The following is a 20,389-nucleotide window of genomic DNA, read 5'->3' as shown; positions in this document are numbered from 1 at the left end:
TTCAGTATATTATCTCCAAAGGAATTGCTAAGGACAGAATCTCCGGAAAAGGTTACGGAGAGAGTGAGCCTAAGATTAACTGCGGCGATAACTGTACGGAAGAAGAATACGCGAAAAACAGACGATCAGAATTCCTGATTGTTAAGAAGTAATACATACAAACACCTGACAGGTTTTTAGAAACCTGTCAGGTGTTATATACAACAAAGGCGATCGATTGGTCGCCTTTGTTATGTCGTAATACCACTATATTATTTATTCTTAAGTAAGTCCTTTAGTTCCGCCATCATTTCTTCCTTTTTTATATAACTAAATCAACATCCTGTAACAGTCGCTCATATAAAGCAATTTTCTCATCATACAATTCGACTATTTTATCTATTGGATTAAATGTGGGTTGATGATTTAAAAAAGTAGGATATTGGCAATTATCAAAAGAGGCCGTATTCGAAATAATGTTCATAGCTTGTTCTTCATCAAAGTTTTCAATGGCCTGAACCGGTATTTTTAATATTGCTGCTACCTGTGTCAGTATATTGGTTTCAATAGTTTCTCTTTGTTCCAGTAAAGACACTTTTTTCTGGTTCCAGCCGTCGCCAAGTTCATCGGCTAAAGCTTCCTGTTTAATACCTAATATTTCGCGAAAACGTTTAATATTTTTTCCATGATGTACTTTTTATTTGGCGTATTGAACTGTGACATAATTATTATTTTTTAATGAATAACAGATATAAATATAATTAAAATTATGCTTCTAAATTATCCCAAAAAAGGACAATATATATGGTCTTACACAACAAGAAGTAAAACATAGTTTATAGTTAATCGTTTCCTAAAAAACAGTAAATCAACTTTCTGGATTTTCAATAGCGGCTAAAATAATTGGTGTCAAATTTAAATACATTTGTCTAGTATCATTTCCCTTATCACTTTCTGAAAAAAATTTAAAGTCCAATCTTTCATAAAACTGCAACGATTGAGCATACGCATCAACTGTGATAATTTTACAAGCACAATTTTCATTAGCGCTAATTGCTAATTCAATGATTGAATTAACAATCATTTTCCCTAAACCACTCTTCTGAATTGTTTTTGTGACTCCCAATCTACCAATTTTTATTGCCGGATAACTTTTTAGATGCCTTTTTGGATGAGAAACTAAATCTTTTAAAAGTCTTTTAATAGCAGTTTTTGAAGCAAACTCCATATTTTGAACATTTACACTATCATTGAAAATACTGTAATAGGCTACAGTAATAGAATCATTCTCAATAACAAAAGTAGTTGCCAGGTGTTCACTGGCATATTGAATAGACTTTTCTAAAAGAAACTCGTTAAATCTTCATCTCCACAATCAAAAGGCTTAAATACAGTATCACCACTTACTTTGAATATAGTATATGAATCATCAAACTCCAATTCCATCTATCATTTTCTATGTTTGAATAACGATTTTAATCTATCAGCATCTTTTCTAATAGTCAATATAGTATCACTGCTAACTTTTCTTTTGTCGCTTTTCTCCAAGCTTGTATAAAAGTTAACAGCATCTTCTCCTTTAAGTACAGGAGTTATTTTAATCGGTTTCGCCATTATTCCTACATCTTTAAAATATATACAAACATACAACAAATTTCATTCCAAACAGCACATAATCATGCACCTACCGTACTGGACTATATTAGCCAACAACCTGTTCTTTATTATTTATAATGATAAATTCACCAATAAACATCATAAGAATATAATAAGAAAGGATTGTCTCGCGACAACCCTTTCATATTATGATACTGCTTTTAATCGTTGTAACAGATTTTTATCCAACGAATGTTCCGCATATTTTTTGTCGATTACCAGTTCTTTTTCATCCGAACCTGGTAGTTCGTACATTGCATCGGTTAAGATCGCTTCGCATAACGAACGCAATCCTCTGGCGCCTAATTTATACATCAGCGCTTTGTCTACAATAAAATCCAACGCATCGTCGGTAATAGAAAATTCCACGTCGTCCATTGCGAATAGTTTTTTGTATTGTTTTACCAAAGCATTTTTAGGTTCCGTCAGAATCGCACGTAAGGTTTCGCGATCCAAAGGATCCATATGCGTTAACACCGGCAAACGTCCGATAATCTCCGGAATCAATCCAAAATCTTTAATGTCTTTCGGGATGATGTATTGTAATAAGTTGCTTTTATCCACCTGATCGGAATTTTTAGACGCTGTATAACCTACCGCCTGATGGTTTAAACGTTTGGAAATGATACGCTCAATACCGTCGAAAGCACCACCTGCGATAAAAAGAATGTTTTGAGTGTTCACCTCAACAAACTTCTGATCCGGGTGTTTACGTCCTCCTTTAGGCGGTACATTTACCACTGTTCCTTCCAATAACTTTAGTAAGGCCTGTTGCACACCTTCTCCGGACACATCTCTGGTGATGGATGGGTTATCACTTTTACGGGCAATTTTATCAATCTCGTCAATAAATACAATTCCGCGTTCCGCCTTTGCCACATCATAATCGGCAGCCTGTAAAAGACGGGTTAGAATACTTTCCACATCTTCTCCCACATATCCGGCTTCGGTCAATACCGTAGCATCTACGATTGCCAAAGGCACATTCAACATTTTGGCAATGGTTTTGGCTACTAATGTCTTACCGGTACCGGTTTGTCCCACCATGATGATGTTACTTTTTTCAATTTCCACTTCATCGTCCAACTGTTTTTGCAACAAACGTTTGTAGTGGTTGTAAACGGCAACGGACAATACTTTTTTGGTTTGCTCCTGCCCGATTACATATTGATCCAGGAATGCGCGTATTTCCTTAGGTTTGCTCAATACCAAATCGGCCAGCAATCCTGAATTCTCACTCTGTTTTAATTCTTCTAAAACAATTCCGTGTGCCTGTTCAATACATCTGTCGCAAATATGCGCATTGATTCCGGCAATCAGCAGGTTTGTTTCTGGCTTTTTTCTTCCACAAAAAGAACACTCTAATACTTCTTTAGCCATTTTTATTTTCTTAAAAAGTGAAGATGCCGTGAAGCATCTTCAAAAAAATTATTGTCTGATTAATACTTCATCGATCATTCCGTATGCTTTGGCCTCGTGTGCGATCATCCAGTAATCACGGTCACTGTCATGGTGTACTTTATCCATAGGCTGTTTGGAGTGCTTCGAAATGATTTCGTATAACTCGGTTTTCAGTTTTAAGATCTCACGGGTTGTGATTTCGATATCGGAAGCCTGACCTTGCGCTCCTCCAAGCGGTTGGTGGATCATCACACGGGAATGTGGTAGTGCCGAACGTTTTCCGTCGGCTCCGGCACATAATAACACCGCACCCATAGAAGCGGCAATTCCGGTACAAATGGTAGCTACATCCGGTTTAACCAGCTGCATGGTATCGTAAATTCCCAGTCCGGCATATACGCCTCCACCCGGTGAATTGATATAAATACTGATGTCTTTGGAAGCGTCTACACTTTCCAGGAACAACAATTGCGCCTGGATAATGTTCGCTACATAATCGTCGATTCCAGTTCCCAAAAAGATAATTCTATCCATCATTAATCGGGAGAAAACATCCATAGAAGCCACGTTCATTTGTCGTTCTTCTATGATATATGGTGTCATACTACTTACGATTTTATCGTAATACATGCTATTGATACCATGGTGTCTGGTAGCATATTTTTCAAATTCTTTTCCGTAATTCATAGTAATTTTTTTGTTTAAAATTAAAAAGAGCGCCAGACAAATTTGTCTGACGCTCAAATATACTTATTTTTTAGTACAAATTATTCTCCGTACATTTCTTTAATAAAGTCTTGGTAAGAAACTTCTTTAGTTTTTGCAGAAACCTTTTCTTTGAAAACATTTAGCATCTTTTCGTTCATTACTTGTTCTGAAAGACGTTTTACTTCTTCCTGATTTGACAATACACGCGCAACGATATTTTCTACCTCAGCATCAGACGGATCCATTTGTCCGAATTGTGCCATTTGCTTTTTGATCAAGTCAGCAGTAAAGGCTTTTAAGTCTTCGAAAGTGATTTGTAAGTTGTTTTCAACGATTACTTTACTTTCGATTAATTGGTAACGCAATCCTTTTTCCGATTTTGCGTACTCTTCGTTAGCCTGCTCTTCGGTTAATGGGTTTTCTCCTACCGTCTGAATCCATTTTTTAAGGAATTCAGCTGGCAAATCAAATTTTGTATTTTCGATTAAGAACTCCGTAACATCGTTTAAGAATTTCTGATCCGCCTGCGTAGCAAATTGCTTATCCGCATCTTCTTTGATTTTCTCTTTTAATTCTTCAACCGATTTTACAATTCCTTCTCCGAATAATTTATCCAATAACTCCTGATTTAATTCTGCTTTTTCAGTAGTATTAATTTCTTCGATTGTAAAGTTTACTTCAACATCCAAACCATGAACGTCATCGTGACCTACTTTCAGGTAGTCCATCAATTTGTGATCATCATCAAATAAACCTTTAGTGCTAACGGTAACTACGTCGCCTACTTTTTTACCGATGAATTTTTTGATCGTTTTTTTATCTTTAAAGATATCCAACGTGATGTTTGTGGTATTATTGATTCCTTTTTCTTCGTTTGAGAAAGTACCTCTTACATCGTCACCTTCTTCTACTTTCTCTTTAGAGATCAATTTTCCGTATTGTTTTTGGATACGCTCCACTTGCTCATTCAACATAGCGTCGTCTACAATGATATTGAATTTTGTGATATCATTTTTAGCCGTTAAATCAACTGAAAATTCAGGAGCAAGACCTAATTCGAATTCGAATTTATAATTATCGGTATCCCAATCGAAATCTTCCGTAACTTTTGGAAGCGGATTTCCAAGGATATCTAATTTTTCTTCAACTAAATAGTTGTTTAATGAATCTTGTAACAATTTATTTACTTCATCAAGAAGAACCGCTTTACCATATTGCTTTTGAATTAAACTCATTGGTACAGCACCTTTTCTGAATCCAGGGATACTAGCATTTTTGCGATAATCTGCTAAAACTTTTTGAACCTGACCCGCATAGTCTTCTTTTGCAACTTCAACTGTTACAATCGCATTTAATGCATCAACATTGTTTCTTGTAATATTCATTATTTTATTTTTTACATACTAAAATTGGGTTGCAAAATTATATATTTTTTACAACCCAACCAAGTTTTTAACTTATTGTATCTCAATAAGCTAAAAAATATCTTTTAAAATCGTGTTTTCTACTTTAGTCTTTCACAAAAAGATTCAGTAACCACTGACAAACAGAAAGGACAACACTAAAAATTAAGGCACTCACAAACGATTTGACTTCGAAGCCGTCGATCAGGTAATCGCAGATTAAAATCATCACTGCATTGATCACCAACAGGAACAATCCCAACGTAAGCACTGTTACCGGCAATGTAAAAAACACCAGTATCGGTTTTAAAAACGTATTAAGTAACGCCAAAACCACAGCAACAATAAGCGCTGTTTTGATACTATCTACCGTAACGCCCGGTAAAAATTTAGCCAACACCACCACAAGGATGGTCGTAAGGAGGAGTCTAACAAGTAAATTCATATTATTTTGTTTCGTTTTCGTGTTATAAAAATATAAAAAAGCACTGAATAATCAGTGCTTTTTAAAGTATAATACCTTACGGTGTTTTAATTTGTAACCAAAACGGTCGCCCCCGGATAGGTTCCGGCGCTTACCAATGGTAATTTTGCATGGTAGTAGTTGTTAATTACTTTAATCACTTCATTCGCGATAACAGCATAACCTCTTGCGTTCGGGTGTACACCATCCAACGAGAACAATACGGTATTGATTGTAGCGGTACTAAAATAGTTAGCCGTATAAATCTGACCATCTTCTAAACGCAATCCACTCACCAATTGGTTCATGATTGCATTCATATCGGCTACCGCCAGGTTTTTAGCAGCTGCTTTTGCTCTGATGACATTGTTAAAATCGGTAGTCGCTGCAGCAATGGCATCTTTTTCAGATGGAATCAAGATGTGTTTGTCTTCCAATGGGAATGTAATACCATATTTATCAAGCGGAGCCGGGATTCCGGCAGGAGCTGTTCCGATAGCCGTTCTGGTTGTTAACAACACCAAATCGTTATTGGTTGTTTGTCTTGCCTGTCCGAAGATTTGTCCGTATTGCGCTGCCAATGTCGGCCCTAATGTTGGTGTAAACGCAGCGGTTAACTGAGCTGAAAGGTTGGTTAACGTCTCATCTTTAATCAACAATGGATTTTGACCCGTTGCCGAAAGCAGATTGATACGATCTCCAGCCCCAAAAGCAGTTAAAGCCTGTTTAAGCGGCCCGTATAATTGTGTATTTAGTGCCTGAATTGTTCCGGCACCTGTAGGATCCGCCGGACTTGCTAATAAAGCTGCTGTAATCGGGTTGTACGGAACGGTTGTAAAGAAAGGAATTGCTGTTACCGAAGGAATCGTAGCCACAACACCTTTAGCGCCGTTTGCCGTTAACTGATCGATAATCGCACCATACGCCGCAGAAAATACGGCAGACGGTGTTATATCGGCCGAACCGGTTCCAGAAGTAGAACCTACCCCTCCATTGGTTGCATACCCTAACACGTCATTATTTCCAATCCAGTTGGTAAAGAACGTCGGGTTTTTCGTCATCGCATCACCAATCACTGTTGAATTTGGTGTTACCGCATGACGCACAAAGTAAGGGTTTGCCATACCAGTCGCTAAATTGGCGATATTTCCGTACCCCTGTAATGTTAAATGGAATGTTTTCGCTCCCGGTACTCCCATGTTATTATAAGCCGTAGCCTGTAATGTAGATGGGCTTACATTGATCGTTGAGGTTCCTGCAATATTTTGAGGTCCACCAACTGAAGCATTAATAATCAATCGTGTTGGAAACGCATTTGCCTGTGCACTTGGGAAAGGCTGTCCGTTAATCAATAACCCACCAAGATTACCGGTATCTTCTGCGTAAGACGGTTGTGTAAATTCACCTCCACCTACAACAGCAAACTGGTGTGCCAAAATGTTCGGAAAGGAGTACTGCTGGCTCACACGCGACACAGTACCATCCATGTATCCGGAGGTCAATGAGTTTCCGATGGCTACATACGAACTAAAATCAGCATCTCCGGCCGAGTAACTCGCATTGCTCACCTCGTTTTCAAATTCCGGCTCACAGGATGCTAATCCTAACGAAGCCAAAACAGCAAAGTATATAAATTTATTTTTCATGTTAAATTCCGATAAAAAGATTAGACGATTAAGACTTAGAAGCTATAGGTTACCCCTAAACCTGGCGAAAACACCGATGATTTATACGTTCCGCCAAAACTAACATTTTGGTTCGCTCCTTCAGTATAGTGATCATAACTGTTATTCACTTCGTCGAAATGCAGGTACAGGAAGGACACATCAACTCCAAAACGTTTTCCGATCTGGTACGTTAAACCACCTGTATATCCCATAGAACTGTTTCTTGGAGTCTCCGGAGCGAAATAACCATCCTGAACCGGACTTTCGTCATGATACCATCCGGCACGGAAAGTAAATTTCTCATTCGCTTTATATTGTGCTCCTACTCTGTAGGTAGTGGCATCTTTATAATTTCTCGGATTGTTAGACGTTGGCGCACCGTTTGCAAATTCAACCACCAAAGCTTTATAGGCACTCCACATCGCTCTGTTAATATCGAATGCTACCAAAAACTTATCGGTAATCTGGTACGACAAACCTGCTGTCAACTCGGCCGGCAAAGGCAAGTCGGCATTAAATTTCGTATTGGTTAACGTTCCTTGTAAGAAAGCTGGAATATCGTGGAAAGTAGCATCTCCATCACGGGCTTCCATAACGATTTTAGAACGGTAGTTTACCCCTAAACGCATTTTATTGGTCGGGTTAAACATAAAACCTACGTTATATCCCCATCCGGAAATTCCTTTTGCATCCAAGGTTACATCCGGACGATTTCCGTTTGCATCGGTGATATTATCACCACGGAACAGGTTTCTGTTGAATTCAACCGAACCATTCACATAGATAGGTCCACCACCCACACTAAAATATTCGTTTACTTTTAAGGAGATTGTTGGCTGAACATAAAACGATTTCAAATCAATTTTATTCACTAAATGAGCCCCTTGCCAATCCTGGTTCCAGGCTACTTCACTACCATATGGTGTATACACCGCGATTCCGGCAGAAAGCCAATCGGTTATTCTGTAGGAAGCATAAATATTGAAAGGCGTTCCGGTATTACTGGTAGAAGCATTCCAATTGTACATTTCATTCTGGAATTTTGTTTTTGCTGTAAGGATATTAGCACCAACAGAGATATTAAATCGATCTTTCAAGTAGGACATTCCTGCCGGATTAAAGAACAATACCTCTGCACTATTTACAACAGCAACTCCTGTATGCCCCATTGCCAATTGCTTCTGCCCCTGAAGACTCACCCGATACCCGCCTGCAAAAGCGCTCGAAGAAGCCAGAGCTAACAATGTTAAAGATAGCAGTTTTCTCATAAGTTAAAAATGTGTTAGTTTTATTTGTTTACGTTCAAATATTGATTATATCAAATTTATAACAAAATATGGATTTTACAATTTTTTTAAGAAAAATATTATGCACTCATAATATTTATTCTTTTAAATTAACAACCTTATAATTCTAACCTTTTAAGAATAAAATTACTGCTGTAAAAAAATCGCCTGGATTTTCGGCATGCAGCCAGTGACCTGCGTTTTTAATCGTTTCAATTTTAGAAAACGGAAAATGGTGCTCAATCAATTCGGCATCTTCACTTTTGATATAACCTGAATTTTCACCTTTTAAAAAGAGTACAGGCTTATCAAAATGACCTTCATACGGCAATGACTCTCCTATTACTTCCTGATTCCTGACAAAAACATCCAGATTAAAACGAAACGCCAGTTGCCCGGGTTCTTTCCAATACAGGTTTTTCAACAGAAACTGTCGTGTTCCAAAATCCGGAATATAGGATTCCACAATTGCTTCCACCTCGCTTCTACCCGGTTTCTGAGAAAAGTCGACCGCACTCAAGCCTTTTAAGATATCCTGATGATGCGGCGCATATTGCTTCGGTCCGATGTCGGCCACAACCAACTTATTCACCAGTTCCGGATAAGTAACAGCCACTAACATTGCAACTTTCCCACCCATAGAATGCCCCAAAAGATCAATATGGGTCAGATTGTGTTGCTGACAATATTCATAGACATCATCGGCCATCAATTGATAACTGAATGCATCCGAATGAAAACTTTTCCCATGGTTACGCATGTCCAGCACATGTACTTCATACCCTTCGGCAGCAAACTGGGTTCCCAATGTTTTCCAGTTGTCCGACATACCTAAAAAACCATGAATAATAAGCAATGGCTTTCCCGAACCTTCAATTCTTGAATACAAACTCATTATTTCATCCGTTGTAAATACATATTCACTACATTCTCCAGTCCAAGGTAAATCGATTCCGAAATCAGCGCATGTCCGATCGAAACCTCCAACAATCCCGGTATATTTTCTTTAAAGAATTTGATATTATCCAGACTCAGATCATGTCCGGCATTAATTCCTAAATCCAGTTCGTTAGCCAAAGCAGCAGCAGCCGCATACGGTTCGATTCCGTTATAATTTCCCAAACCGTATTCATGTGCAAACGCTTCGGTATACAATTCAATCCGGTCGGTTCCGGTTTCTTTGGCACCGGCCACCATTTCCAATACCGGATCGACAAAAATGGAGGTTCGGATTCCGTTACGTTTAAACTCCGCAATAACCTCTTTTAAAAAATCTTTATTCCTGATGGTGTCCCATCCGGCATTTGAAGTCAGTGCATCATCCGCATCCGGAACTAATGTTACCTGAGTGGGTTTGGTTTCCAAAACCAGATCCATAAATTTCTTTACCGGATTTCCTTCAATATTATATTCGGTATGCACAACCGCAACCAAATCTCTTGCATCCTGATAACGGATATGTCTCTCATCTGGTCGGGGATGAACTGTAATTCCCTGCCCTCCAAACTTCTGAATATCTATGGCCACCTGTAACAGGTTAGGCACATTCCCTCCCCGTGAGTTGCGCAACGTCGCTATTTTATTAATATTTACCGAAAGTTTTGTCATAATCAATCTATTTTCCCACAAAAATACAAAGTATAATTAAGCGGTAATATCCTATTTTTTGATTATTTTGCATTCGATTATAAGACCCACTTACCATGACTGAAATTTCCGACTACATCATTAAGGAGATTAATCCGCTTTGCACCGACGAGAGTATCGAAACGGCACAAGACCTTTTTCTGGAATTTCCGTATAGTCATTTTCCGATAGTCGAAAATGGCATCTATATCGGATGTATCGGTGCGCACGATGTGGAATTACTGGATCACGATATGAAAATTGGTGATTTCCGGTATACCTTCGAACGCTTTTTTGTCCGAAAAGACACGATGTGGCTGGATGTTCTGGAAGTTTTTGCCAAAAACGAAACCAATCTGGTTCCGGTACTGGACAACGACAACAACTATTTGGGATATTATGAAATGGACGACATCATCCGTTTTTTTCACGAAACCCCATTCTTACGGGAAGAAGGCGGTATCCTTATCGTCGAAAAAGGTGCAGAAGAATACAGCATGAGCGAAATCAGTCAGATCGTCGAAACCAACAATGCCCGGATATTAGGGATGTTTATTTCGAAAGCCGAAATGGATCGCGTTCAGATTACGGTTAAAATAAGCCTTGGCGGTTTAAACGAAATCATTCAAACCTTCCGCCGGTATAATTATGAGATCGTTTCCGAACATCAGGAAGACGCCTATCTGAACAATCTGAAGGACCGATCGGACTACCTGGACAAATATTTAAACATTTAAAAGACACGTATGAAAATAGCTATTTACGGTTACTACTACCAGAAAAACACCGAAGAAATTATCCATAAAGTATTCGATGTTTTTAAAAACTATGAAACTGAGGTGGTTTTTGAAGCCGACTTTCATACGACACTATTGGAAAAAGGAATTATCGACAAATCGTATCCGACATTTTCCAATCATACCCAACTCGACAGTTCGGTTGCGTTTTTTATCAGCATTGGAGGCGACGGTACGATGTTGCGTGCGGCGACCTATGTTAAAAACAAAAACATCCCGATTGTAGGAATCAATGCCGGACGATTGGGTTTTTTAGCCAACGTACAACAGGATGCCATTGAACATCTGTTACCGCTATTATTCGAAGGCACGTATAAAATTTCGCAACGCTCTTTATTGAGTCTGGAGTGTTACCCGGACGAATGCAATATTTACGATCTGAATTTTGCCTTGAACGAAATCACCGTTTCCCGAAAAGACACCACATCGATGATCACCATTGAAACCTGTCTGAATGGTGAATATCTAACCTCTTACTGGGCGGATGGATTGATTATTTCCACACCAACCGGATCGACCGGCTATTCCTTAAGCTGTGGCGGTCCTGTGATCACTCCGGAAGTAAAATGCATTATCATCACGCCTATAGCGCCACACAACCTGAATGTTCGCCCATTGATTATTTCCGACGATACCGAAATCAAACTTAAGGTTTCCGGAAGAGAACCTCAGTTTCTGGTATCGCTTGATTCCGGAACCAAGGCGATTGACAATGAAACCGAAATCCATATCAAAAAAGCACCGTTCACCATAAACATGGTTGAATTTCCGGAGGAAGGCTTCCTAAAAACACTTCGCAACAAATTACTTTGGGGAGAAGACAAAAGAAATTAAACGTTTTTTTAAAAATGAAGTCATACTAGAAACGGCAATATCCCGTTTTATTGTTCTATGCCAGATCGCCTCAGTCAAAAAAAAGCTGAAAAAACGAGCAATTAAATGGTTTAGAAATCAATATTATTATATTTGCACACTATTTTAGAAAAATGAGTCGAATTCTTATTGCATTTTTACTGGTATTCACCTACACAAATTCGCACGCTCAGATTAACGAGCTGGGTATTTTTTTAGGAGGAAGCAACTATGTAGGAGATGTAGGACCAACGAGCTACATTGCTCCAAAGGACTTTGGTTTTGGAATCTTATACAAATGGAACCGAAGCAAAAGACATTCCTACAGAATTTCCTATACACAGGGAAAAATAAGCGCAAGTGATGCCGATTCAAAGGTTTCCGGAAGAAAGGACCGGGGTTACAGCTTTGAAAATTCTGTAAAAGAATTATCTTTAGCACTCGAATTCAACTTTTTTGATTTCGATTTACATGATTCCGGACCGATAACTACTCCTTATATTACCACGGGAGTGAGTTTATTCCGCTATGACGAATTGTATGTATTGAACGGCACCACGCGTACAGACGATTCCCGAAATGCTTTTGGTATTCCGATTATTGCAGGAATCAAAACAAGGCTAACGGATAGTTTTATCCTGGGATTTGAAGTAGGCGCCCGTTATACCTTTACAGACAATTTGGACGGAAGTAATCCCAAAAACGACCAGTTTAAACGATTACAATTCGGAAATCTAAACAGTAACGACTGGTATGTTTTTTCGGGAATAACCTTAACGTATACGTTTGGGCAAAACCCATGTTTTTGTGCAGAATAAATAAATGGATTTAGAAAATACAATTAATAAAGAGAACCTTCCCAAACATCTGGCCATCATTATGGATGGTAATGGTCGTTGGGCAAAACAGAAAGGGATGCTCCGTGCGTTTGGCCATGAAAACGGAACCAAATCGGTACGGACAACTGTAGAATGTTGTGCCAAACTCGGGATTTCATTTCTTACCCTTTACGCTTTTTCGACCGAAAACTGGAACCGCCCAAAGGTTGAGGTGGAAACTCTGATGAAACTTTTGGTCAAATCCCTGAAAAGCGAACTTCCGACTTTACAGAAAAACAGCATCCGTCTAAATTGTATCGGTTCGATACAGCATTTACCGGATTCGGTTCGAAAAGAACTGATGGAAGTTATTGAAAAGACACAAACCAACTCCCGAATGACGTTAACACTGGCACTGAGCTACGGTTCCCGTGAAGAAATCATTTCAGCTGTAAAAAACATCAGCGATAAAGTTAAAAATAATATAATTTCATCAGCCCATATTGATGAATCAATTATAAATCAGCATCTTTACACGCATAATTTACCCGACGTCGACCTGGTTATCAGAACAAGCGGCGAACACCGTATCAGCAACTTTTTATTATGGCAAATTGCTTATGCAGAGTTCTACTTTACTGACGTACTATGGCCTGATTTTAGAGAAAAAGATTTATATGAGGCAATCATCAGCTATCAAAAAAGAGAACGTAGATTTGGAAAAACCAGCGAACAAATTAAATAATTTACAAATGCTTCAAAAAGGAATACAACTACTTTTTGCTATTATAATTTTAGGAAACATTTCCAAATTAAATGCTCAGGAACAACCGCATACCGGACCTGAAACAGGTCGACAATACATATTAGCAGATGTAGATGTTACGGGAAAAATAAGTTATAACCAGCAAACGGTTGTAACCTTTTCCGGTTTGGAAAAAGGACAAATGATTAGTGTTCCCGGAGAGGAAATCAGTAATGCCATCAAAAAACTTTGGAAGCTTGGACTTTTCAATGACATCAACGTTTATTTCAATAAAATTCAGGGCGATAGTATTTTCCTGGAATTAAACATCCATGAATTACCGAAATTACAGGATGTAAAATTCACCGGTGTTAAAAAAGGAAAGAGCGAAGAGTTTATCAAAGACAACGACCTTAAAAAAGGAAAGGTTGTCAATGAAAATTTAATTACCACAACGCGTAATTACATTGAAAACAAATATAAAAAAGACGGTTTTTTCAACACGAAAGTAACCATCAATACCATTGCTACCGATTCGACCGAACACAATGTGAATATGGTTATCCTGGTTGACAAAGGCAAGAAGGTAAAAGTTTCAGACATCGAAATTACCGGAAACCAAATGATGTCGGCTTCCAAAATCAAAAAAGCGATGAGCAACACCAAAGTGCGTAATCCTTTTAACCCGATGCGTCTTTTCAAGACTTCAAAATACATCAAAGACAAATACAAGGAAGACTTGGTTTCCATTGTTGAAAAATATAAAGAAAAAGGGTACCGCGATGCCCGTATAACCTCCGATACGGTTACCTATAACAAAAAAGACAATACCGTAGCGATCAAATTAAACGTTGAAGAAGGAAAACGTTATTATTTTGGTGACATCCGTTTCCTTGGAAATACGGTTTATACCGATCGTGAATTACGACGACTTCTGGGTATTAACCGAGGCGATGTTTATAACGGAAAAGTATTACAGGAGCGTATTGCCAACAAAAAAAGTCCGGATGCGGAAGATATTACCAACTTATACCAAAACAACGGTTATTTGTTTTCGAATATTAACCCGGTTGAGGTACGTACGGCCAACGACACTATCGATTTCGAGATCCGAATTGTAGAAGGTCCGATTGCCTACTTCAACAATGTAACGGTTAAAGGAAATGACAAAACGAACGATTATGTAATTTATCGTGAATTGCGTACCCGTCCGGGACAGAAATGGAACAAACAGGACGTAATCCGTACCATTCGTGACTTGGGAGCGTTACAGTTTTTCGATGCGGAAGCCATCCGTCCGGAAGTAAAAAATGCCGATCCTTCTTCAGGAAGTGTTGACGTAGAATGGAGCGTAGTTGAAAAAGGTTCCAGCCAGGTAGAGTTACAAGGTGGTTACGGTGGTGGTGGATTCATCGGAACGTTGGGATTATCGTTTAATAACTTCTCGATCAAAAACATTTTTAACAAAAGTGCTTACCGCCCGTTACCAATGGGAGACGGACAAAAAATGTCGTTACGTCTTCAGGGAAGCAGCTATTTCCAAACCTATAGTATTTCCTTCCAGGAACCATGGTTAGGTGGTAAAAAACCGGTAAGTTTCTCGACATCGATTTCACACAGTAAACAATTCTTATACAACTACCAGACCCGTGATGTAACACGAAACCAAAGTTTCAACATAACAACATTATCGGTAGGATTAGCGAAACGTCTTACAATTCCGGATGATTATTTCCAATTATCCCACGTAGTGAGTTTCCAGTATTACGATTTGAACAACTACAACACCGGGTTATTTACCTTTGGTAACGGTTCGTCTAAAAACCTTACCTATACAATTGGTCTGACTCGTAACAGTAAGGGTTTCAATCCAATTTTCCCAACTTATGGTTCAGAATTTAGTATTTCTGGAAAATTTACCTTACCTTACTCGTTATTTAACGGGGTAGATTACGGTGATTTAGGAAATCAGGAGGCTTATAAATTGAAAAATAACGGTGCCGGATATCTGAACTCAAACAATATTTTTGTACCATCGGGATCCTATATTGACTCCAATGGAAATCCGGTAACGAATTTCCACGATGCTGCAGCAGATCAATCATTAGTAGATCAGAAGAAATTTAATTGGTTGGAATATTACAAAGTGAAATTTAAAGCCGACTGGTATACGACCATTTACAATAAATTAGTATTGCGTTCGTTAGGAGAGTTTGGATTCCTTGGAGCATACAATCAATCGAGAGGATTAGTACCGTTTGAACGATTCTATTTAGGAGGTGACGGATTAGCGAATTTCTCCATGGATGGTAGAGAGGTGATTCAGTTACGTGGTTATCCGAATCAATCGTTAACACCAATCATCCAGGAAGGTTCTCAAAAAGGGCAACAATCCGGAGGAACCATTTACAACAAGTTCTCCTTAGAGTTGCGTTACCCGATTACCATGAATCCATCGGCCTCCATCTACGGATTGACATTCTTAGAAGCAGGAGCCTCATTCGATTCATTCAAATCCTACAATCCATTTGATCTGAAACGTTCAGCCGGATTTGGATTACGGGTATTTATGCCGGCATTTGGATTACTGGGAATTGACTTCGGATACGGATTTGATGCCTTACCAGGACAAACTCAGAAAAATGGATGGGAGACGCACTTTATCATTGGACAACAGTTTTAATAAAGTTTGGCACGATAGTTGAAAAATAATATTTAATTCTATGAGAAAATATTTTTTATTGGCACTTGTAACATTTGTTAGTATCGCATCGAATGCGCAAGGTAGAGGAATCCGCATAGGTTATATCGATATGGAATATATTCTGGAAAAAGCACCGGAATATGCCGAAGCGAAAAACCAGTTGGAATTAAAAGCACAAGGCTGGAAACAGGAGATCGAAGCCAAAAAAAATGAAGTCAATAAATTAAAGGAAAGTCTTAAAACAGAAAAGGTTTTACTTACTAAAGAATTAATTGCCGAAAGAGAGGAAGAAATCAAATTTCTGGAAACGGAAATGTTGGATTATCAGCAAAAACGTTTTGGCCCGCAAGGGGATCTGATGACACAGAAAACCATGTTGGTAAAACCAATCCAGGATCAGGTATTTAATGCCGTTCAGGACATTGCCGAAGCCAAAAAATACGATTTTGTATTCGACAAGTCGTCCGATCTGACGATGCTTTTTGCAGCACAGCGTTTTGACATCAGTGATCAGGTATTACGAGTATTAACCCGTTCGCAGAAAAAAGAGCAGTTGAGCAAAAAACAGCAAAAAGAACTGGAAGCGCAGGAACGCAAAGAAGATATGGACAATGCCAATCCGGATCAGGTGGAACGTCAGCGAAAAATTGACGAAAGAAAAGCAGCTCGTGAAAAACTAATTGCCGATCGTAAAGCAGAACTGGAAGCCCGAAAACTGGAGCAGGAAGAAAAGAGAAAACTCCTACTTGAAGAGCGAAAAGCAAAACAAGGTGGTAACAAAACCGAAAATAAAGCGACTGATAAACCAGCCGAAAAAGCAGCAGACGGAACAGCGGTAACCACACCTGCAGCAGATCCTAAAGCCGACATCAAAGCGGCACAACAGGAGGCACGTGAAAAAGCGGCACAGGAACGTCAGCAAAAAATAGAAGAGCGTAAAAAAGCCTTAGAAGAGCGCAAACAAAAAATATTGGAAGAAAGAGAAAAGGCTAAAAAAGAGCGCGAAGAAAAATTGAAAAATAAGACAACAGAAAATAAATCAGAAAATTAAATTAAATACCTAAAACAATGAAACAGTTAAAAACTTTACTTATCGCTGCTGCACTTTTCATTGGTGCTAGTCAAACTATTTCTGCACAGGCAAAAATAGCACACATCAACGTAAGTGAACTGATGACAAGCTACCCGGACATGAAAACCGCACAGGCTCAAGTAAAAAAAATTGGTGAGACATACGATGCACAATATAAAACTATGGTTAGTGAGTATCAAACCAAATTGAAAAAATACGAGGGAGAAGCAGCTACTGTAACTGAAGCTATCAACGAAACACGTTCTAAAGAAATGCAGGATATGGGTCAGCGAATCCAACAGTACAGAGAGAATGCCGGAAAAGAATTACAACAAAAAGAATTGGATCTTGTAAAACCAATCATGGAAAAAGCAAGAACTGCAATCCAAAAAGTAGCGAAAGCAAAAGGATACCAATATGTATTAGATTCAACTGACGGAAGTGGTGTAATTTTGGCCGACGGTCCGGATTTATTAGGTGACGTTAAAAAAGAATTAGGTTTTAAATAATCCATTCTATTCATAAAAATAAAACTGCTCTTTTTCCAAGGGCAGTTTTTTTTTTATATTTGTGTAATGAGTAGTAAAAACCCCATAGGCTTATTCGACTCCGGTGTTGGAGGCATTTCCATCTGGAAAGAGGTACATCAACTCCTCCCTGATGAAAACACCATCTATTTAGCCGATAGTAAAAACGCCCCATATGGTCAGAAGACCAAAGAAGACATTATCCGTTTAAGTTGTAAAAACGTTGACTATTTAATCCAACGCGGTTGTAAAATGGTAATCGTTGCCTGTAATACCGCAACAACGAATGCGATAAAGGAACTACGTGCCCGCTATGACATTCCTTTTATTGGTATCGAACCGGCGATTAAACCGGCTGCCAATCAGACCAAGACCGAAACAATTGGCATCCTGGCCACAAAAGGAACGCTAAACAGCGAGTTATTCCACAAAACCATAGCGAACTACCAGCACCTCAATATCATTGAACAGGTGGGCTATAATCTTGTTCAGCTAATCGAAAACGGCGATCTTGAATCAGAAGAGATTAAAGAGTTGCTAAAAACCTATCTCGATCCGATGGTAGCCGCCAATATGGATTATCTGGTATTGGGTTGCACACACTACCCTTTTCTGATTCCGCAGATTAAAGAAATCATTCCGGATCATATTAAAATTATCGACTCCGGTGAAGCCGTTGCGAAACAAACCCAAAACATACTGGAACAAAACGGACTGTTAAACACATCACACGAAGCAACTGAACATTTGTTCTACACCAACTCGAAAGCGGATGTTCTCAAAAAATTATTGGGTTCTCCTTTTTCCGACAGTGTTTCCGTAATCGATTTTTAAACCGAAAATACATTATACTAAAAAGGCCATCTTTTATCTTAAGATGGCCTTTTATATTTTACTAAATCCGCGAGTGGAAAAAAGAAACAAACTTATTTTTTAAACCAACTGGAATACATTACATAATTATTCGAAATACGCTCGATTTCTCCAGCGAAATCCGAAGCATTGATATCTTTTACCTTTTTAGCCGGAATACCCGCGTAAATCACCCCGGATTCCACCACAGTGTTCTGCGTTACCACTGAACCCGCAGCAATAATCGAATTACTCTTGATCACGCAATTATCCATTACTATCGCTCCCATTCCAATGAGTACATTATCTTCAATCGTACAACCGTGTACAATTGCGTTATGTCCGATGGAAACGTTATTTCCAATTATTGTTGGATGCTTCTGATACGTACAATGGATAACCGCACCGTCCTGGATGTTTACCTTATCACCTACTTTTATATAATGCACATCACCACGCACGACAGCATTGAACCAAACACTACATGAGGCACCAAAGGACACATCACCGACAATAGTGGCATTTTCGGCCACATAACAATCCTCAGGGATTTGAGGATACTTTCCCCTAACTTCTTTTATAAGCATAACTTTCTTCTAAAAAAATGTCCCGAATAAATCGGGACAGAATTAATAATCTCTTTATAATTAGTTAACTGCAGGACAGTGACAATCGTATGGTTCACGCTTACAGAATAAGTTGATACCAAGTGTGATTTGATGGAATCCGGAGTTATCAAATTTTACATCACCCGTTAAGTGTGAATACGTATACGCAAACATAAAGTTTTTGTAATTCACCCCTACGATAGGAGTGATATATTGTAATTTCTGGTCACTCACGCTGTTATCAGCAACGAATTGAGCACCGTCAAAACTTCTTCTATAAGACAAACCTCCCCATAATTTACCGAAGTCCATATCTTTATAAACTTTCAGGTTGATATCAAAGGTTTTCTCTTTGGTTTTATCCACATACTGTAACATTACAGATGGCTCCCATGATAATCCGTTATCACTGTTACCAAATACATAACCCACACTCCATAGATATTTTCTTAAGTTATCACTTTCAATATCGGTATAGATATCGCGTTTGTTCGATACGGCATTCTTAACCGTAAAGTGCGTATAGAAATCAAGGTAGTGGTAAGACGCCCCTAAATCGATATTAAAATACGAATCTTTTTGTTTCATACCGGCAACGATTGGATCAAAATCATTTCCGAATTTGGATTCATCCAGCGTACTTTGTACCAAACCAGCACTCATACCAAATGATAACTGATTCAAATCGTTAGCACCTCTTGAAAAACGGATATGGTGCGCATAAGTAATCTTACCTCCCATTTGTGAATGATACCCGTTTTTATCATTAAAAGCAATAATACCGATACCGGATTGCTCCCCAACACTGGTATTAAAACTCAAAGTCTGCAAGGCAGGCGCATCATCTTGTCCAAACCATTGCTGTCTGGCTGTTAACCGGATCTTTCCACAATTTGCTGCTCCAGCCATTGACGGGTGGATCAGATAATAGTTATCCGATAAATAATCAGAATAAACTGCAATCCCTTCCTGTGCGAAAGACATCTGGGATAAAAATAATGCTAAAACTAAATAACGTTTTTTAAAAATATTCATTTGGGTTATCTTTTTAATGAGAAATGCGCTTTAAACTCTTTAATATCTCCATTCTCCGTATAGGTCACTGTGAACCAGTAATCCGTCGATGGCAGCTGTTGACCGTTCATCGTTCCGTCCCATCCGCTTGAGCGCGATGGTTTGATCTGTTTCAATAGTTTTCCGTATCGGTCAAATATATAAATTTTTG

22 protein-coding genes are annotated in these 20,389 nt (G+C 38.7%); 9 read left to right on the top strand and 13 right to left on the bottom strand.

Going from position 1 to position 20,389, the window contains the following annotated elements; genetic code table 11:
• Positions 1–152, top strand: a 152-nt coding sequence (locus tag E6C50_RS18105) for an OmpA family protein (protein WP_168732854.1), incomplete at its 5' end; no start/stop codon positions are given.
• 149 nt (positions 153–301) lie between these two features.
• Here E6C50_RS18105 and E6C50_RS17420 read toward each other — a convergent pair.
• From E6C50_RS17420 to E6C50_RS17375, 10 genes are all read right to left on the bottom strand, one after another.
• The gene (locus E6C50_RS17420) at positions 302–655 is read right to left on the bottom strand and encodes a helix-turn-helix domain-containing protein (protein ID WP_136404528.1); all 354 of its coding nucleotides are present in this window, start codon (positions 653–655) and stop codon (positions 302–304) included.
• Between the two features lie 192 nt (positions 656–847).
• Positions 848–1,207 carry a GNAT family N-acetyltransferase gene (locus E6C50_RS18005; RefSeq protein ID WP_230979032.1) on the bottom strand — a complete coding sequence of 120 codons (360 nt, stop codon included), beginning with the start codon at positions 1,205–1,207 and terminating at the stop codon, positions 848–850.
• Between the two features lie 575 nt (positions 1,208–1,782).
• Entirely contained in the window at positions 1,783–3,015 is a 1,233-nt protein-coding gene (clpX, locus tag E6C50_RS17410; RefSeq protein WP_136404527.1) for an ATP-dependent Clp protease ATP-binding subunit ClpX, read from the bottom strand.
• A gap of 48 nt (positions 3,016–3,063) precedes the next feature.
• Positions 3,064–3,723, bottom strand: a complete 660-nt coding sequence (gene clpP, locus E6C50_RS17405; protein ID WP_136404526.1) for an ATP-dependent Clp endopeptidase proteolytic subunit ClpP — start codon at positions 3,721–3,723, stop codon at positions 3,064–3,066.
• An 80-nt stretch (positions 3,724–3,803) separates the two neighbouring features.
• Complete coding sequence (tig, locus tag E6C50_RS17400; RefSeq protein WP_136404525.1) at positions 3,804–5,129, bottom strand: trigger factor; 1,326 nt, start codon at positions 5,127–5,129, stop codon at positions 3,804–3,806.
• A 124-nt stretch (positions 5,130–5,253) separates the two neighbouring features.
• The gene (locus tag E6C50_RS17395; RefSeq protein WP_136404524.1) at positions 5,254–5,592 is read right to left on the bottom strand and encodes a phage holin family protein; all 339 of its coding nucleotides are present in this window, start codon (positions 5,590–5,592) and stop codon (positions 5,254–5,256) included.
• A gap of 86 nt (positions 5,593–5,678) precedes the next feature.
• Positions 5,679–7,256 (bottom strand): SGNH/GDSL hydrolase family protein, encoded by a 1,578-nt coding sequence (locus tag E6C50_RS17390; protein ID WP_136404523.1) that lies wholly within the window; start codon positions 7,254–7,256, stop codon positions 5,679–5,681.
• A gap of 35 nt (positions 7,257–7,291) precedes the next feature.
• On the bottom strand, positions 7,292–8,545 hold the full coding sequence (locus E6C50_RS17385; RefSeq protein ID WP_136404522.1) for an OmpP1/FadL family transporter: 1,254 nt from the start codon (positions 8,543–8,545) through the stop codon (positions 7,292–7,294).
• Between the two features lie 145 nt (positions 8,546–8,690).
• Positions 8,691–9,458 carry an alpha/beta fold hydrolase gene (locus E6C50_RS17380; protein ID WP_136404521.1) on the bottom strand — a complete coding sequence of 256 codons (768 nt, stop codon included), beginning with the start codon at positions 9,456–9,458 and terminating at the stop codon, positions 8,691–8,693.
• On the bottom strand, positions 9,458–10,171 hold the full coding sequence (locus tag E6C50_RS17375; protein ID WP_136404520.1) for a pyridoxine 5'-phosphate synthase: 714 nt from the start codon (positions 10,169–10,171) through the stop codon (positions 9,458–9,460). Before E6C50_RS17375 ends, E6C50_RS17380 begins: the two co-directional genes overlap by 1 nt.
• 95 nt (positions 10,172–10,266) lie before the next feature.
• Between E6C50_RS17375 and E6C50_RS17370 the strand changes: the two genes are divergently transcribed.
• The 8 genes from E6C50_RS17370 (at position 10,267) to murI (ending at position 18,538) form a co-directional block, all read left to right on the top strand.
• On the top strand, positions 10,267–10,926 hold the full coding sequence (locus E6C50_RS17370) for a CBS domain-containing protein (protein ID WP_136404519.1): 660 nt from the start codon (positions 10,267–10,269) through the stop codon (positions 10,924–10,926).
• Positions 10,927–10,935: 9 nt separating this feature from the next.
• A complete protein-coding gene (locus E6C50_RS17365) occupies positions 10,936–11,820 on the top strand; it encodes an NAD kinase (protein WP_136404518.1) in 885 nt (294 codons plus the stop codon).
• Between the two features lie 152 nt (positions 11,821–11,972).
• Entirely contained in the window at positions 11,973–12,656 is a 684-nt protein-coding gene (gene porG, locus E6C50_RS17360; protein ID WP_136404517.1) for a type IX secretion system protein PorG, read from the top strand.
• A 4-nt stretch (positions 12,657–12,660) separates the two neighbouring features.
• On the top strand, positions 12,661–13,401 hold the full coding sequence (locus tag E6C50_RS17355; RefSeq protein ID WP_136404516.1) for an isoprenyl transferase: 741 nt from the start codon (positions 12,661–12,663) through the stop codon (positions 13,399–13,401).
• Complete coding sequence (locus tag E6C50_RS17350) at positions 13,334–16,084, top strand: BamA/OMP85 family outer membrane protein (protein ID WP_168732853.1); 2,751 nt, start codon at positions 13,334–13,336, stop codon at positions 16,082–16,084. Before E6C50_RS17355 ends, E6C50_RS17350 begins: the two co-directional genes overlap by 68 nt.
• Before the next feature lie 40 nt (positions 16,085–16,124).
• Positions 16,125–17,156, top strand: a complete 1,032-nt coding sequence (locus E6C50_RS17345; protein WP_136404515.1) for an OmpH family outer membrane protein — start codon at positions 16,125–16,127, stop codon at positions 17,154–17,156.
• A 17-nt stretch (positions 17,157–17,173) separates the two neighbouring features.
• Entirely contained in the window at positions 17,174–17,686 is a 513-nt protein-coding gene (locus E6C50_RS17340; protein ID WP_136404514.1) for an OmpH family outer membrane protein, read from the top strand.
• A 66-nt stretch (positions 17,687–17,752) separates the two neighbouring features.
• Positions 17,753–18,538: a glutamate racemase gene (gene murI / locus E6C50_RS17335; RefSeq protein ID WP_136404513.1), complete on the top strand. Its 786-nt coding sequence runs from the start codon at positions 17,753–17,755 to the stop codon at positions 18,536–18,538.
• Positions 18,539–18,630: 92 nt separating this feature from the next.
• Here the strand turns inward: murI and E6C50_RS17330 are convergent, their stop codons facing one another.
• The 3 genes from E6C50_RS17330 to E6C50_RS17320 all read right to left on the bottom strand — a co-directional run.
• On the bottom strand, positions 18,631–19,143 hold the full coding sequence (locus E6C50_RS17330) for a gamma carbonic anhydrase family protein (RefSeq protein ID WP_136404512.1): 513 nt from the start codon (positions 19,141–19,143) through the stop codon (positions 18,631–18,633).
• Positions 19,144–19,203: 60 nt separating this feature from the next.
• On the bottom strand, positions 19,204–20,199 hold the full coding sequence (locus tag E6C50_RS17325) for a PorP/SprF family type IX secretion system membrane protein (RefSeq protein ID WP_136404511.1): 996 nt from the start codon (positions 20,197–20,199) through the stop codon (positions 19,204–19,206).
• A gap of 5 nt (positions 20,200–20,204) precedes the next feature.
• Positions 20,205–20,389 (bottom strand): T9SS type B sorting domain-containing protein (locus E6C50_RS17320; RefSeq protein ID WP_136404510.1); only part of this gene is annotated, 185 nt, incomplete at its 5' end.

Origin of the sequence: Flavobacterium supellecticarium (assembly GCF_004801375.1) — a bacterium.
In the GTDB taxonomy this organism is placed as follows: domain Bacteria; phylum Bacteroidota; class Bacteroidia; order Flavobacteriales; family Flavobacteriaceae; genus Flavobacterium; species Flavobacterium supellecticarium.
The sequence above is the reverse complement of the archived record's forward strand: the minus strand, read 5'-3'. Positions and strand labels throughout refer to the sequence as shown.

Excerpts from the sequence above, each read along its gene's own strand:
- E6C50_RS18005 (WP_230979032.1), bottom strand. The coding sequence starts at position 1,207 with ATGGAGTTTGCTTCAAAAACTGCTATTAAAAGACTTTTAAAAGATTTA.
- E6C50_RS17370 (WP_136404519.1), top strand. The coding sequence starts at position 10,267 with ATGACTGAAATTTCCGACTACATCATTAAGGAGATTAATCCGCTTTGC.
- E6C50_RS17395 (WP_136404524.1), bottom strand. The coding sequence starts at position 5,592 with ATGAATTTACTTGTTAGACTCCTCCTTACGACCATCCTTGTGGTGGTG.
- E6C50_RS17345 (WP_136404515.1), top strand. The coding sequence starts at position 16,125 with ATGAGAAAATATTTTTTATTGGCACTTGTAACATTTGTTAGTATCGCA.
- E6C50_RS17390 (WP_136404523.1), bottom strand. The coding sequence starts at position 7,256 with ATGAAAAATAAATTTATATACTTTGCTGTTTTGGCTTCGTTAGGATTA.
- E6C50_RS17380 (WP_136404521.1), bottom strand. The coding sequence starts at position 9,458 with ATGAGTTTGTATTCAAGAATTGAAGGTTCGGGAAAGCCATTGCTTATT.
- clpP (WP_136404526.1), bottom strand. The coding sequence starts at position 3,723 with ATGAATTACGGAAAAGAATTTGAAAAATATGCTACCAGACACCATGGT.
- E6C50_RS17350 (WP_168732853.1), top strand. The coding sequence starts at position 13,334 with ATGAGGCAATCATCAGCTATCAAAAAAGAGAACGTAGATTTGGAAAAA.
- E6C50_RS17355 (WP_136404516.1), top strand. The coding sequence starts at position 12,661 with ATGGATTTAGAAAATACAATTAATAAAGAGAACCTTCCCAAACATCTG.
- clpX (WP_136404527.1), bottom strand. The coding sequence starts at position 3,015 with ATGGCTAAAGAAGTATTAGAGTGTTCTTTTTGTGGAAGAAAAAAGCCA.
- tig (WP_136404525.1), bottom strand. The coding sequence starts at position 5,129 with ATGAATATTACAAGAAACAATGTTGATGCATTAAATGCGATTGTAACA.
- E6C50_RS17385 (WP_136404522.1), bottom strand. The coding sequence starts at position 8,545 with ATGAGAAAACTGCTATCTTTAACATTGTTAGCTCTGGCTTCTTCGAGC.
- porG (WP_136404517.1), top strand. The coding sequence starts at position 11,973 with ATGAGTCGAATTCTTATTGCATTTTTACTGGTATTCACCTACACAAAT.
- E6C50_RS17375 (WP_136404520.1), bottom strand. The coding sequence starts at position 10,171 with ATGACAAAACTTTCGGTAAATATTAATAAAATAGCGACGTTGCGCAAC.
- murI (WP_136404513.1), top strand. The coding sequence starts at position 17,753 with ATGAGTAGTAAAAACCCCATAGGCTTATTCGACTCCGGTGTTGGAGGC.
- E6C50_RS17340 (WP_136404514.1), top strand. The coding sequence starts at position 17,174 with ATGAAACAGTTAAAAACTTTACTTATCGCTGCTGCACTTTTCATTGGT.
- E6C50_RS17325 (WP_136404511.1), bottom strand. The coding sequence starts at position 20,199 with ATGAATATTTTTAAAAAACGTTATTTAGTTTTAGCATTATTTTTATCC.
- E6C50_RS17330 (WP_136404512.1), bottom strand. The coding sequence starts at position 19,143 with ATGCTTATAAAAGAAGTTAGGGGAAAGTATCCTCAAATCCCTGAGGAT.
- E6C50_RS17365 (WP_136404518.1), top strand. The coding sequence starts at position 10,936 with ATGAAAATAGCTATTTACGGTTACTACTACCAGAAAAACACCGAAGAA.